Annotated in this window: 7 protein-coding genes, 1 tRNA gene and 2 rRNA genes; 4 read left to right on the top strand and 6 right to left on the bottom strand. The window is 44.2% G+C overall.

Annotated features, from left to right (window positions below; translation table 11 throughout):
* Positions 1 to 9: 9 nt before the first annotated feature.
* Complete coding sequence (argB, locus tag ACRWQN_RS02580; protein ID WP_434939667.1) at positions 10 to 789, bottom strand: acetylglutamate kinase; 780 nt, start codon at positions 787 to 789, stop codon at positions 10 to 12.
* A gap of 27 nt (positions 790 to 816) precedes the next feature.
* Positions 817 to 1,797, bottom strand: coding sequence for an N-acetyl-gamma-glutamyl-phosphate reductase (gene argC, locus ACRWQN_RS02575; RefSeq protein ID WP_434939666.1), 981 nt, complete (start codon positions 1,795 to 1,797; stop codon positions 817 to 819).
* Positions 1,798 to 2,061: 264 nt separating this feature from the next.
* On the opposite strand from argC, the gene argE reads away from it, so the two are divergent.
* The 3 genes from argE to ACRWQN_RS02560 all read left to right on the top strand — a co-directional run bounded on the left by argE (position 2,062) and on the right by ACRWQN_RS02560 (position 6,553).
* Positions 2,062 to 3,213, top strand: a complete 1,152-nt coding sequence (gene argE, locus ACRWQN_RS02570) for an acetylornithine deacetylase (protein ID WP_434927814.1) — start codon at positions 2,062 to 2,064, stop codon at positions 3,211 to 3,213.
* A 155-nt stretch (positions 3,214 to 3,368) separates the two neighbouring features.
* Positions 3,369 to 6,017, top strand: coding sequence for a phosphoenolpyruvate carboxylase (ppc, locus tag ACRWQN_RS02565; protein ID WP_434927812.1), 2,649 nt, complete (start codon positions 3,369 to 3,371; stop codon positions 6,015 to 6,017).
* The gene (locus ACRWQN_RS02560) at positions 6,017 to 6,553 is read left to right on the top strand and encodes a DUF1439 domain-containing protein (RefSeq protein WP_434939665.1); all 537 of its coding nucleotides are present in this window, start codon (positions 6,017 to 6,019) and stop codon (positions 6,551 to 6,553) included. The genes ppc and ACRWQN_RS02560 overlap by 1 nt, the downstream gene beginning before the upstream one ends.
* Positions 6,554 to 6,958: 405 nt before the next feature.
* On the opposite strand, the gene ACRWQN_RS02555 is transcribed toward ACRWQN_RS02560, so the two are convergent.
* Positions 6,959 to 8,233 (bottom strand): CinA family nicotinamide mononucleotide deamidase-related protein, encoded by a 1,275-nt coding sequence (locus ACRWQN_RS02555; RefSeq protein ID WP_434939664.1) that lies wholly within the window; start codon positions 8,231 to 8,233, stop codon positions 6,959 to 6,961.
* Positions 8,234 to 8,520: 287 nt separating this feature from the next.
* Between ACRWQN_RS02555 and ACRWQN_RS02550 the strand changes: the two genes are divergently transcribed.
* Positions 8,521 to 9,547, top strand: a protein-coding gene (locus ACRWQN_RS02550; protein ID WP_434939663.1) for an IS630 family transposase whose coding sequence is annotated in 2 segments (ribosomal slippage) — positions 8,521 to 8,976 and positions 8,978 to 9,547 — 1,026 coding nt in all. Because the reading frame shifts where the segments join, the coding sequence is not laid out codon by codon here.
* A 294-nt stretch (positions 9,548 to 9,841) separates the two neighbouring features.
* On the opposite strand, the gene ACRWQN_RS02545 is transcribed toward ACRWQN_RS02550, so the two are convergent.
* The 3 genes from ACRWQN_RS02545 to ACRWQN_RS02535 form a co-directional block, all read right to left on the bottom strand.
* Positions 9,842 to 9,918, bottom strand: a tRNA-Asp gene (locus ACRWQN_RS02545).
* A gap of 94 nt (positions 9,919 to 10,012) precedes the next feature.
* A 5S ribosomal RNA gene (rrf, locus tag ACRWQN_RS02540) occupies positions 10,013 to 10,128 on the bottom strand.
* A 144-nt stretch (positions 10,129 to 10,272) separates the two neighbouring features.
* Positions 10,273 to 13,175: ribosomal RNA gene (locus ACRWQN_RS02535) — 23S ribosomal RNA — on the bottom strand.
* Positions 13,176 to 13,508: the final 333 nt, after the last annotated feature.

Below are 13,508 nucleotides of genomic sequence, written 5' to 3'. Positions count from 1 at the left end.
ACTACTCCATTAAGGCTGTATTTGGGTCCCAATGGACCCACCTTGTGCTAATGTTTTTAACTGTTCAGTATCTTGCCAAGAAGCAACTAAAACCGGCTTGCCCATCCATTGAGCCACTTCTAACGCGGCTTCAACTTTGACTTTCATGCCTTTTTCAATCACGCCTTCAGCGATTAGGGTATCAATTTGGCTTTTATTTAAACTTTTAATCACTTGCTTGTTAGCATCCCACACGCCTGACACATCAGATAACAGCACTAAAGTACCGTTGACTAATTTGGCCAATGCGGTGGCTGCTTGATCAGCATTAACATTGAGCATCTGACCTGCATCTGAAATGGCGATTGAGCTACAAATTGGCAGCCAGCCTTGTTGTAAAATGAAATTCAGGTAGCTAGGATCATTTGGGGTCACTTCGCCCACTAGTCCTAAGCGCTCATCTTTAATGTTCGCTTTAACCACATTACCGTCACCTAAGCTCATGCCGACACTGACAACACCGGCTTTCGCTGCTGCTGCTTGTAAGGTTTTGTTTGATGTGCCTGCTAATGCACCTACTATAATGCCAATTTGATCAGCTGGAGTGACACGTAAACCGTCAAGTTTGATAATCTCTTTACCGTTTGCCGTTAATTGCTCATCGACTAAGCAACCGCCACCGTGAACTAAAACAATTTTTTGCCCTGCTGCGGTCATGTCTTTAATTGCCGACATTAAATTTGCCATGCCAGTTTCAGTTTGCAGCAATGCGCCGCCTACTTTTAATACTAAAACAGAATTAGTTGTCATTTTTGTTATCCTTGTTTTATGTAGTGATTAAACGCCGAAGTGGATCTTGATGCACTGTAAACCTTGGCTTGCAGCACCTTTCATTAAGTTGTCAATCGCACTGGCAACCACTAAATAACCACTGTTTTCGTCGTATTTCCACCCTACATGACAGTTTGGTGTCAGTACCACATCGTCCACTTTAGGGAATTGATTGTGTTTAACCGTCACTATCGGAGAGTTGTCATACACGCTATAGGCTTTAGCGACGTCCGCTTCTGTTGTGCCTGGCTTCAATTGCACAGTAATAGTGGCTAAAATACCGCGTTTAAAATTACCTAAATGTGGGGTAAATATCACTTCTTGGCCTAATTGCGTGGCAATTTCAGGCTGATGTCTGTGACCTAATACACCATAAGGTGTCAGGCTGACTTCACAAAAGCTGGTGTGTAAATGCGCTTTACGTCCTGCACCTGTAACGCCACTGACCGCATTAATTACTGGGTAAGCATCAGTAAGCAAAGGCTTCAAAGGCTTGAGTGCAGTGAGTGATGCTGTTGGATAACACCCTGGTACGGCAATCATTTTAGTTTGCTTGATTTGCTCGCTATTCCATTCTGCCAAGCCATAAACTGCATCTGCAAGTACATCTGGGTGAGTATGCTCAAAGCCATACCACTTAGGGTATTGAGCGACATCAGCAAAACGATAAGCACCACTTAAATCAAATACAGCTAAGCCTTTTTTATAAAATTCAGCGGCTAATTCCAAACTAATAGAATGCTCTGTTGCCAATACAACTGCATCAGCTTCAGCAATAATGCCGGCTTTGGCTTCGTCAGTTAATGGGGAAAGCACATAAGGCATATGGCTATAAACGGGGTAAAGGTCTGCTAGCTTACGCCCTTTATCTAAACTGCCTTCAGAGACATACAACCCCTGAACCGATAAATTTGCATCAGCATTTATCAAAGACGTAATTTGTGCACCTGTGTATCCACTGGCACCAATAATTGCGATATTTTTCATTATGTTGTTATCTTTTGTTGTCATAAATGGAAGTGTTAGCATAGTACATTTAGACGGGGGACGTCTAATCTAGAACTATCGTCGCAGGAAGTTCTTGCTGATTATTGGTATATTGGATTTAACAGTAAAGTTACACATATTTATTATCATTGCTTACATTCTAGTTGTAGTGCCTTAGTCATCTGTTTGCTAGACTAGCACACAATAATTTTTATGCAATATTATTGAATAAGTATTTCAATAATTTCAGACATAGGACAACTCATGAGTACACTACCTGACCTAAAAAGTGCTTTTACACAGTTAATTGGCACACCATCTATCAGCGCGCTTGAGCCAGAGCAAGATATGAGTAACCATGCAGTTATTGCCTTGTTACAAGATTGGTTCAGCGAGTTAGGCTTTAGCTGCGAAACTCCTACGGTTGCAGACTCACGCAATAAACAAAACCTTATAGCCCGCATTGGCCAAGGGGAAGGCGGCTTATTATTAGCCGGCCACACAGACACCGTACCTTTTGATGAAGGTCGTTGGAGCCAAAGCCCGTTTGAGTTAATAGAAAAAGATAATCGTTGGTACGGCTTAGGCACCTGTGACATGAAAGGTTTTTTTGCCTTGGTACTTGAAGCGCTAAAAGACATGCCTCTAGCAGACTTTAAGCGTCCACTGACTATTTTTGCCAGTGCCGATGAAGAAACCACTATGAGTGGTGCCAAAGCATTTGCCGACTCAAAGGCAATTGCACCTGATTATGCGGTAATAGGCGAGCCCACCAGCTTAAAACCTGTGTATATGCATAAAGGGCACTTAGCTCAAGGTATTCGCGTTATTGGTCGCAGTGGTCATTCATCTGACCCCGCCCGCGGATTAAATGCCATTGAAGTAATGCATAAAGTCATGGGGCAGTTATTGAAGCTTAAACAGCATTTAAGTGAAAACTATCGCGAAGATGCTTTTACCGTTCCCTACCCTACAATGAACTTTGGCCATATTCACGGTGGTGATGCAGCTAACCGCATTTGTGGTTGCTGTGATTTACACTTAGATATTCGTCCTTTGCCAGGAATGGAATTGGCAGATCTTGAACTCATGGTGCTGAATTATTTAAGTGATATCAGTAAAGAGTACCCTGGCAGTATTAGTATCAGCACTTTATATCCTGGCGCTGAATCGTTTGCCGGTAAAGCAGACAACCCATGGACAAAACTGGTTGCTGAATTGTCAGGCCATGAAGCTGAAGTGGTTAACTACTCAACCGAAGCGCCTTACATTAACAAGTTAGGCTGCCAAACCTTAGTTTTAGGACCTGGGAGTATTAATCAAGCCCACCAACCCGATGAGTTTATTGGCTTAGAATATCTCACGCCGACAGTAGAATTGATCAAAAAGATGATTTATCACGCATGCATTAAGTAATTTTTAACCAAAAAACCGTTAAAACCGCTTTTGTTGAAATTTTTTAACGAAATAAAATTACCAAACGCGGTATTTGTGTATTGACCGAATACTGTACGATGGTTATTGTGATAGATAAGTAGTGCAAGTTTAACCGAGTTTACTTTGGAGTATGTATGGCAGAGCAAGTGGCAGATATGTATGCCTCACTGAGATCGAATGTGGGACATTTAGGCCAAATTTTAGGTGAGACAATGCAAAGCCATCTTGGTGATGCATTTCTTGAGAAAGTAGAACAAATTCGAATTCTTGCAAAACAGGCACGCAAAGGCGATGAATCCTCTCGCGAGCAAATGTTAGCATTGCTGACCTCACTTCCAGATGAAGAATTAGTGCCGTTTGCTAAAGCGTTTAACCAATTTTTGAACCTAGCTAACATCGCCGAGCAATACCACACCATCAGTCGTAATTGCGATGAGTTAGTCTGTGTGCCAGACCCAGTAGAGCAACTGCTTGGTCGCATTCTTAATACTGATTTAGATGAAAATGATGTGATTAATTGCTTGAAGCAATTAGAAATCGACTTAGTGTTAACTGCTCATCCAACTGAAATATCTCGTCGTACTTTGATCCAAAAATATGCTGCGGTTGTCGATTGTTTAACAGATCAAGAAAACAGCCAACTGTCAGACCGTGAGCGCAACCAAAACAACTTACGTTTACGTCAATTGATTGCTCAAATTTGGCACACCAATGAAATTCGTAGCGAGCGTCCAACACCTGTAGATGAGGCACGTTGGGGCTTAAGCACGATTGAAACGTCTTTATGGCAGGCTATTCCCGACTTTCTACGTCAGTTAAATGATCAAGTAGAGCAGCGCACAGGTAAAGAATTACCGATTAACATCGCCCCTGTTCGCTTTTCTAGCTGGATGGGCGGCGATCGCGATGGCAACCCATTTGTTACTCACAAAGTCACCCAAGAAGTATTAGACCGAAATCGTCATGCTGCTGCACGTTTGTATTTAAAAGACATCGTTGCCTTAGTCGGTGAATTATCTATGGAGCAAGCAACGCCAGAACTGCTTGAACTCACTAACAATAGCAATGAACCATACCGTGAAGTGTTACGCCAATTACGTTGTAAACTGCGTAAAACAATTGATTACTTGAACATTCGACTTGAAGGTCGTTTTCCTGATGTTGATACCAGTGAACTGATTTGGCAACAAGCGGATCTGCAAGCGCCATTAGAACTGCTTTATAACAGTTTATGTGACAGCGGCATGAAATTGATTGCCAATGGATTACTGCTCGATATTTTACGTCGTCTAGCCAGCTTTGGTATTCATATGCTGCGTTTGGATATTCGCCAAGATTCTACTCGTCACAGCGATGTGATTGCCGAGCTGACCCGTTATTTAGGTTTAGGTGATTACAATCACTGGGATGAAAATGAAAAACAAGCATTCTTGCTGCGCGAGCTGACTAATCGTCGTCCTTTAATTCCGGCTAATTGGCAGCCAAGCGAAGATGTTGCTGAAGTCATCAAAACCTGTGAACTGATTGCCAAACAGCCTAAAGAGTCTTTGGGATCATATGTTATTTCAATGGCGGGTAAGCCATCAGATGTGTTGACTGTTTTATTGTTATTAAAAGAAACTGGTTGCAGCCATCCAATGCGCGTAGTGCCATTATTTGAAACCTTAGAAGATTTAACCAATGCCGCTAGCTGTATTGAGTCTTTATTGAATATCGATTGGTATCGTGGATACACCAAAGGCATGCAAGAAGTCATGATTGGTTATTCTGACTCAGCTAAAGACGCCGGTGTGATGGCCGCTGCCTGGGCGCAGTATCGCGCACAGGAGCAGTTAGTAGCAGTGTGTAATAAAGCCAACGTCAAACTGATGTTGTTCCATGGCCGTGGGGGTTCTATCGGACGTGGGGGCGGGCCTGCTCACAAAGCCATTCTATCTCAACCGCCGGGCTCAGTAGATGGCCGTATCCGTGTGACTGAACAAGGTGAGATGATCCGCTTTAAATTTGGCTTACCAAAATTAGCAGTACAAAGTTTAGCGCTTTATACCTCAGCCGTAATGGAAGCCACTTTATTACCGCCACCTGAGCCGAAAAAAGCTTGGCGTGATTGTATGCAGCGGATTGCCGATGAATCTGTGCTGCATTATCGCGGTATCGTACGTGAAGAAAAGGATTTTGTGCCTTACTTCCGTGCAGCAACACCAGAAGTTGAACTGGGTAAATTACCATTAGGTAGCCGCCCAGCTAAACGCAAAGTTGATGGAGGCATTGAAAGTTTACGTGCTATTCCTTGGATATTTGCCTGGTCACAAAACCGCTTAATGTTGCCAGCTTGGTTAGGTGCAGGTGAAGCACTCAATGACGCTATTCAGCGTGATGAACTAGCATTACTGCGTGAAATGGAAGCCGAGTGGCCATTTTTTGAAACACGAATTTCTATGCTAGAAATGGTTTACATGAAAGCAGAGCCTAACTTAGCCCGCTATTATGAAAACTGTTTGGTGAAACCTGAACTACATCATTTAGGTGAGAAATTACGTCAACGATTACAACTGGGTATTGATACCGTATTGTCATTAACTGAGTCAGATGAGTTAATGTCGCATACTCCCTGGAATCGTGAATCAGTAAAACTTCGCAATCCTTACATTGATCCATTAAACTTCCTGCAAACCGAGCTATTAGCCCGTACGCGTAAGGAAGCTGAGCCTTCTAAGCATGTACAACTGGCGCTAATGCTTACTATCGCGGGCGTTGCCGCAGGCATGAGAAACACAGGTTAATGAAAACACTAAAGCTGATTTTTATCAATGCCTTGCTACTACTGACTGGTTGCGCCAGTCAGTATAGCATTACTGAAAATGAGATAGAAAATTACCTTAATAAAGAGATGCACTTTGAGGTAAAGCAAGGTAACCAAATTATTGGTATTAATTTGGTGCTTAACGACATGCAAGTCAGCTTAGGTGATAAACCTAATACTATGGGATTAACGGCAACGACTCTTGTGCGTATTCGTAATCCTTTAATGCCAATTAGCGCTGAGCTTAAAACAACGTTTGAAGCACAGCCTTGGTATAACAGCGAAACTAAAAGTATCTATTTACGCAATTTGGATTTAGTTAATGTCAGTGCAAACCCGGCCGATTTAGAGCAAGCACTAACAGCCATTACCCCACAGGTAATGAGCTTCTTACGTGGGTTTCTAGAAAGTCAGCCGGTTTACACCCTTGATATGAATGATTCAAATCAAGCGTTAATGGCCAAAATGACCAAAGAGCTCGCCGTTCAAAAAGGTAAATTGGTAGTTAAGTTTTAAGGCCAAAAAGTATGACTCAATGAAAGCGCCAATAGGCGCTTTTTTTGTTCTAGGCACAAGATTTACAATAAACGGCTCATTTATCACGAGAATTGGCTTGAAGTGGGATAGCATACTTTAGTTATTGGATCACAAGCAGGCGATCTTGCAGCAACTGTAAGTGCAATTCTAATGGTGATACATGGCAGTGTATTGATGTTTTTAAGCTTACGACCCCATCATCAAAATTTACTCAAACTGTCAGGCATTTTATTAGGGATAACAAGGTTAAAAGTCATTGCTTTTATGCTAATCGGGATCATATTGCTGGCGGTTGCGTATTTTGTTTAGCGCAGAAAAATCAAATATCCCCACAGAGAGAACCTGAGGGGGATTAATTGATTAATGACTTAATGCCAGCGTATATTATTTTTCAAATCGACTAATTGATGGGTAATCTACTATGACAGCTTCATCCAATAACGCACGACGTAACATGTCATAAGCAACTGCAGCACTGAGGCTTCTAACCAACTGACGTGAGCGTTTTGGCAATTTGACCATCTGGCTGTAAATGCCATGACGCGTCGCGAGTGCTATTGCAACTGTGCCGACGGGCTTTTGATCAGAACCACCTTCAGGGCCAGCAATTCCGCTGGTAGCTAAAGCGAAGTCACTGTCGAGTATTTTACGCACGCCTTCAGCCATTGCTTCGACAGTTTGAATAGAGACAGCTCCGTGATCATCTAAAATTTGCGGATTAACACCAAGTACTTTTACCTTGGACTCATTGCTGTAGGTCACTAAGCCATGATGTAGGTATGATGAGCTGCCAGCGAAATCAATTAACTGACTTGTGATCATTCCGCCAGTACAGGATTCTGCCACACTTAAACTAAAACCAGACTGGTATAACCTTGTATGGATCTCTTCAGCTAAGGTCGGCTTATTTTCCGCCACAACGGCAGTGCCTAAACATTCCTTAACCGCTTTTGTCACTTGAGGCAACGCGCGAATAGCTTCATCACCCCGGGCGAAAATTTTAATTTCAATATGTGGCATAGAAGAGCGATAACCTAGCTCGATACCTAGGGGTAAGCTAAGTTCAGATAACATATCAGCGAGAGTAGATTCACCATAGCCAATGGTGAGCAGTTTATGCAATTGGGTGTTATCACCTGAGCCAAACTCTTTAGTAATAAATGGCACAAATTGTTCTTTGAACATGTGTTTTAGTTCAAAAGGTACTCCCGGAGTAAAGAATAACCAGGCATTATTTAACTTCACTCTAAAACCACAGGCGGTGCCTACGGGGTTATCGATCATCACCGCCGACTCAGGCAACCAAGCTTGTTTTAAGTTGCTCTTCGACATCACACGGCCATTTTTGGTAAACCAATTCTCTAGATGATCGCGCCATTGCTGATTCTCTATTAGCTCTTCGCCTTTCGCTTTTGCCATAGCAAGCGCTGACATATCATCACTGGTTGGGCCTAGGCCACCATTCACTAAAATAACGTCAGCGTGCTTACTTCTCTCTTGGAAAGCAGCCACTAAATCCGCTAATCTATCGCCAACAGTGGTGCGTTGCTGCATCTCAATACCTAATGACATTAGCTCATTGGCAACCCAAGCGGCATTAGTATCAACAATCTGGCCAGATAACACTTCTTCACCAGTACAAATCATCTCAAGCTTCATTGCTTTTTCCTTTATAACAACAATTGCCCCATAAGTTAGGCAACCAATATGGCAATAGCAAGAAAATAGATCGATTTATCTGTTCCTATTAAGTGTTAGCAAGAAAACTGTTGGTTCATCAGACAGATAACAGACAAAAAGTCTCACCAGATTAGCCACAGAAGGTGTAAAAATAGATTAATGACAAAGTACGACAAAGAACGACATTAATCTAAAATAACGCTATCTAATACCATTTACATTAAATATGTGATCTAATTAGTTGTCATTTCCTTATTTCAGTATCGATGAATAATCTCAATCTTGCAGCATTAGTTAAATCTGAGAAAAGCGCACGTAAACGTATGCGTTATCTCGCCTTACTTCATTTTACCGAAGGTCATTCTCGTTCTGCTATAGCCAACATGTTGAAGGTCAGTAGAACCAGTGTAAATGCATGGGTTACTCATTATTTAACTCATGGCATTAGCGGCCTAGATGATAAACATAATCCAGGTCGACCCGCTCAATTATCGGCGAAACAACTGGTAAATCTGAAAGAATTTGTACAACGTCAAAGCTTGTCTGAGAGTGGCGGAAGATTGATGGCAAGAGATGTCAGTCTTTTTATCCAGTCTGAATTTGGCGTGACCTTTAAACAGGCAAATATCTACAGATTACTGCATCAATTAGGATTGTCATGGATAACGACCCGCTCTCGTCACCCAAAGCAATCTCAAGATATTCAGGACGCTTTTAAAAAACTTCCAGCTGTCAACGATCCTTAACACCCCTGGTCATGTGGCGTTAGATCGCATTGATGTTTGGTTTCAAGATGAAGCCAGATTTGGTCAGCAAAATACAACGACCCGCATTTGGGCAACGAAAGGAACCCGACCACGAGCGGTAAGGCAACAACAGTTTGAATCAGCGTATTTATATGGCGCGGTGTGTCCGGCAACGGGTGCGACAGAGGCTATTATTGCCCCGCATGCCAATAGTGAATATATGTGGGAGCATTTAAAATTAATTTCAGAGGCTACCGAATCGAGTCGCCATGCTTTGGTCATCATGGATGGCGCAGGTTGGCATCAACAGGTGCTGACAGAGGACTTTGATAACCTTAGTATCCTTAAGCTTCCGCCCTATTCGCCAGAACTCAACCCTATAGAACAAGTGTGGCAATGGCTTCGTCAGAATGAACTCGCCAATCGTTGCTTTAGTGGATATTACGATATTGTTGAGCAGTGTTCCATTGCATGGAATCGATTTATTGCAGAGCCGGAAAGGGTGATTCTACTATGTTCTAGACGGTGGACAAAACTGACCAATTAATTAATGTAAATGGTATAATTGGCCCTTATTGACTGATGAAAACGAAAACATCAACAATAATATCAAATTCCAGATACGAATAAGGCCTTTGCGTTACTGCAAAGGCCTTCGTCTTAAGTTGGCGGAGCGGACGCTGCTTGTAACAAGAGTGAACCTGCGACCTCCGGCCTAACAGGCCGCTGTCTCGAATCGATGTCTCGAAAAAGCCTTAACCAACAGAACTATTACCCATATTTTTAAATTACACACACGAAAAAAGGCCTTTGCATTGCTGCAAAGGCCTTCGTCTTAAGTTGGCGGAGCGGACGGGACTCGAACCCGCGACCCCCGGCGTGACAGGCCGGTATTCTAACCAACTGAACTACCGCTCCTTTAGCAAATTGCTTACGCACGATGCTAAATTCTTTTTAAGTCGCTGATATGTCACTATCAGTAGACTTCTCTTACTTAAAAGAGAAATTAGGCGCCTGGAAATGACCTACTCTCACATGGGGAGACCCCACACTACCATCGGCGATACTGTGTTTCACTTCTGAGTTCGGAATGGGATCAGGTGGTGCCACAGCTCTATGGTTTCCAGACAAATTTGGTTATCTAACGCTATTTAGCTAGCATTAAATAATAATTCGGAAAGCTGATTACTTTATCTGAGTTTGAGTCTCGTCACACTATTTAAGCGTCTCATTCTAATACTAAGTCGTATCAGTAAAACCCATCTGGGTTGTATGGTTAAGCCTCACGGGTCATTAGTACAAGTTAGCTCAACGCCTCACAACGCTTACACACCTTGCCTATCAACGTAGTAGTCTCCTACGGCCCTTTAGAGAGCTTAAAGCTCTAGGGATGACTCATCTTGGGGCTCGCTTCCCGCTTAGATGCTTTCAGCGGTTATCGATTCCGAACGTAGCTACCGGGCAATGCCATTGGCATGACAACCCGAACACCAGCGGTTCGTCCACTCCGGTCCTCTCGTACTAGGAGCAGCTCCCCTCAATCATCCAACGCCCACGGCAGATAGGGACCGAACTGTCTCACGACGTTCTGAACCCAGCTCGCGTACCACTTTAAATGGCGAACAGCCATACCCTTGGGACCGACTTCAGCCCCAGGATGTGATGAGCCGACATCGAGGTGCCAAACACCGCCGCCGATATGAACTCTTGGGCGGTATCAGCCTGTTATCCCCGGAGTACCTTTTATCCGTTGAGCGATGGCCCTTCCATTCAGAACCACCGGATCACTATGACCTACTTTCGTACCTGCTCGACGTGTATGTCTCGCAGTTAAGCTGGCTTATGCCATTGCACTAACCGTACGATGTCCGACCGTACTTAGCCAACCTTCGTGCTCCTCCGTTACTCTTTGGGAGGAGACCGCCCCAGTCAAACTACCCACCAGGCACTGTCCTCAACCCCGATAAGGGGCCAGAGTTAGAACATCAAAACTACAAGGGTGGTATTTCAAGATTGACTCCACTCCATCTAGCGACGAAGCTTCAAAGTCTCCCACCTATCCTACACATGTAGGTTCAATGTTCAGTGCCAAGCTATAGTAAAGGTTCACGGGGTCTTTCCGTCTAGCCGCGGGTATACGGCATCTTCACCGCAATTTCAACTTCACTGAGTCTCGGCTGGAGACAGCGTGGCCATCATTACGCCATTCGTGCAGGTCGGAACTTACCCGACAAGGAATTTCGCTACCTTAGGACCGTTATAGTTACGGCCGCCGTTTACCGGGGCTTCGATCATGAGCTTCTCTTGCGATAACCCAATCAATTAACCTTCCGGCACCGGGCAGGCGTCACACCGTATACGTCATCTTGCGATTTTGCACAGTGCTGTGTTTTTGATAAACAGTTGCAGCCACCTGGTATCTGCGACTGCCGTCAGCTTAGGGAGCAAGTCCCATCACCAACAGCAGCGTACCTTCTCCCGAAGTTACGGTACCATTTTGCCTAGTTCCTTCAGCCGAGTTCTCTCAAGCGCCTTGGTATTCTCTACCCGACCACCTGTGTCGGTTTGGGGTACGATCCCTACTAACCTGAAGCTTAGAAGATTTTCCTGGAAGCATGGCATCAACTACTTCATCACCTTAGTGACTCGTCATCAGCTCTCAACGTGTACATTTAAGTACGTGTTCCCGGATTTGCCTAAGAACACCGCCTACTACCTTAAACGCGGACTACCAACGCCGCGCTAGCCTAGCCTTCTCCGTCTCTCCATCGCAGTTAGCAGAGGTACAGAAATATTAATCTGTTTTCCATCGATTACGCCTTTCGGCCTCACCTTAGGGGTCGACTCACCCTGCCCCGATTAACGTTGGACAGGAACCCTTGGTCTTTCGGCGAGGGAGTTTTTCACTCCCTTTATCGTTACTCATGTCAGCATTCGCACTTCTGATACGTCCAGTGTGGGTTACCCCTTCACCTTCAACCGCTTACAGAACGCTCCTCTACCGCTTGCAGTAAACTGCAAACCCGTAGCTTCGGTGGTATGTTTAGCCCCGTTAAATCTTCCGCGCAGGCCGACTCGACTAGTGAGCTATTACGCTTTCTTTAAATGATGGCTGCTTCTAAGCCAACATCCTAGCTGTCTAAGCCTTCCCACATCGTTTCCCACTTAACATACACTTTGGGACCTTAGCTGACGGTCTGGGTTGTTTCCCTTTTGACAACGGACGTTAGCACCCGCTGTCTGTCTCCCGAGTAGTACTCATTGGTATTCGGAGTTTGCAAAGGGTTGGTAAGTCGGGATGACCCCCTAGCCTTAACAGTGCTCTACCCCCAATGGTATTCGCTCGAGGCGCTACCTAAATAGCTTTCGAGGAGAACCAGATATCTCCGAGTTTGATTGGCCTTTCACCCCCAGCCACAAGTCATCCGCTCATTTTTCAACATAAGTCGGTTCGGTCCTCCAGTTGATGTTACTCAACCTTCAACCTGCCCATGGCTAGATCACTCGGTTTCGGGTCTACGCCTTGCAACTAAACGCGCAGTTAACACTCGGTTTCCCTACGGCTCCGCTATTCGCTTAACCTCGCTACAAAACGTAAGTCGCTGACCCATTATACAAAAGGTACGCAGTCACGGTCTCAAGAACCGCTCCCACTGCTTGTACGTATACGGTTTCAGGTTCTATTTCACTCCCCTCACAGGGGTTCTTTTCGCCTTTCCCTCACGGTACTGGTTCACTATCGGTCAGTCAGGAGTATTTAGCCTTGGAGGATGGTCCCCCCATATTCAAACAGGATGTCACGTGTCCCGCCTTACTCGTTTTCATCTATGGTTAGTTTTCATGTACGGGGCTATCACCCTGTGCCGCTGAGCTTTCCAACTCATTCCACTAACACCCCATAGACTTAAGGGCTAATCCCCGTTCGCTCGCCGCTACTAGGGGAATCTCGGTTGATTTCTTTTCCTCTGGGTACTTAGATGTTTCAGTTCCCCAGGTTCGCCTCATACAGCTATGTATTCACTGTATGATGACCACTTATGTGGCCGGGTTTCCCCATTCGGATATCGTTAGCTCAAATGCTTATTACTAGCTCGCCAACGCTTTTCGCAAGTTATTACGTCCTTCATCGCCTCTGACTGCCAAGGCATCCACCGTATACGCTTAGTCACTTAACCATACAACCCAAATGAGTTTCACAACCCTTGTAAACAAGAGAATGAACTAATTAGACTGTATCGCAACTAGCTGGTTTTTACTTGTCTCACTCCCGACCAGGAAGTGTGACTCGCCTTAGTTTTTAGAATATTCAAGACACTTAAACAGTGTTTTGAGAACTCAAGATACTGATGCTTTCGCATCAATATTATTTTCGCACTAACGTAATCACACAAACGACAACGAATCATCATCTATGCGCCTTTAGTTAGTACTATCAGCTTTCCAAATTGTTAAAGAACAACACTTAACCGGCAAGCGGTGTGTTTCACTCTACTTCCGAAGAAGTTAAC

Origin of the sequence: Shewanella sp. HL-SH8 (assembly GCF_051165765.1) — a bacterium.
GTDB classification, from domain to species: Bacteria; Pseudomonadota; Gammaproteobacteria; order Enterobacterales; family Shewanellaceae; genus Shewanella; species Shewanella glacialimarina.
This window is presented reverse-complemented; position numbering and strand designations above follow the sequence as displayed.

What these genes read in the sequence shown, in the direction of transcription:
- argB (WP_434939667.1), bottom strand. Translation starts at nt 789, where the DNA reads ATGACAACTAATTCTGTTTTAGTATTAAAAGTAGGCGGCGCATTGCTG.
- argC (WP_434939666.1), bottom strand. Translation starts at nt 1,797, where the DNA reads ATGAAAAATATCGCAATTATTGGTGCCAGTGGATACACAGGTGCACAA.
- argE (WP_434927814.1), top strand. Translation starts at nt 2,062, where the DNA reads ATGAGTACACTACCTGACCTAAAAAGTGCTTTTACACAGTTAATTGGC.
- ppc (WP_434927812.1), top strand. Translation starts at nt 3,369, where the DNA reads ATGGCAGAGCAAGTGGCAGATATGTATGCCTCACTGAGATCGAATGTG.
- ACRWQN_RS02560 (WP_434939665.1), top strand. Translation starts at nt 6,017, where the DNA reads ATGAAAACACTAAAGCTGATTTTTATCAATGCCTTGCTACTACTGACT.
- ACRWQN_RS02555 (WP_434939664.1), bottom strand. Translation starts at nt 8,233, where the DNA reads ATGAAGCTTGAGATGATTTGTACTGGTGAAGAAGTGTTATCTGGCCAG.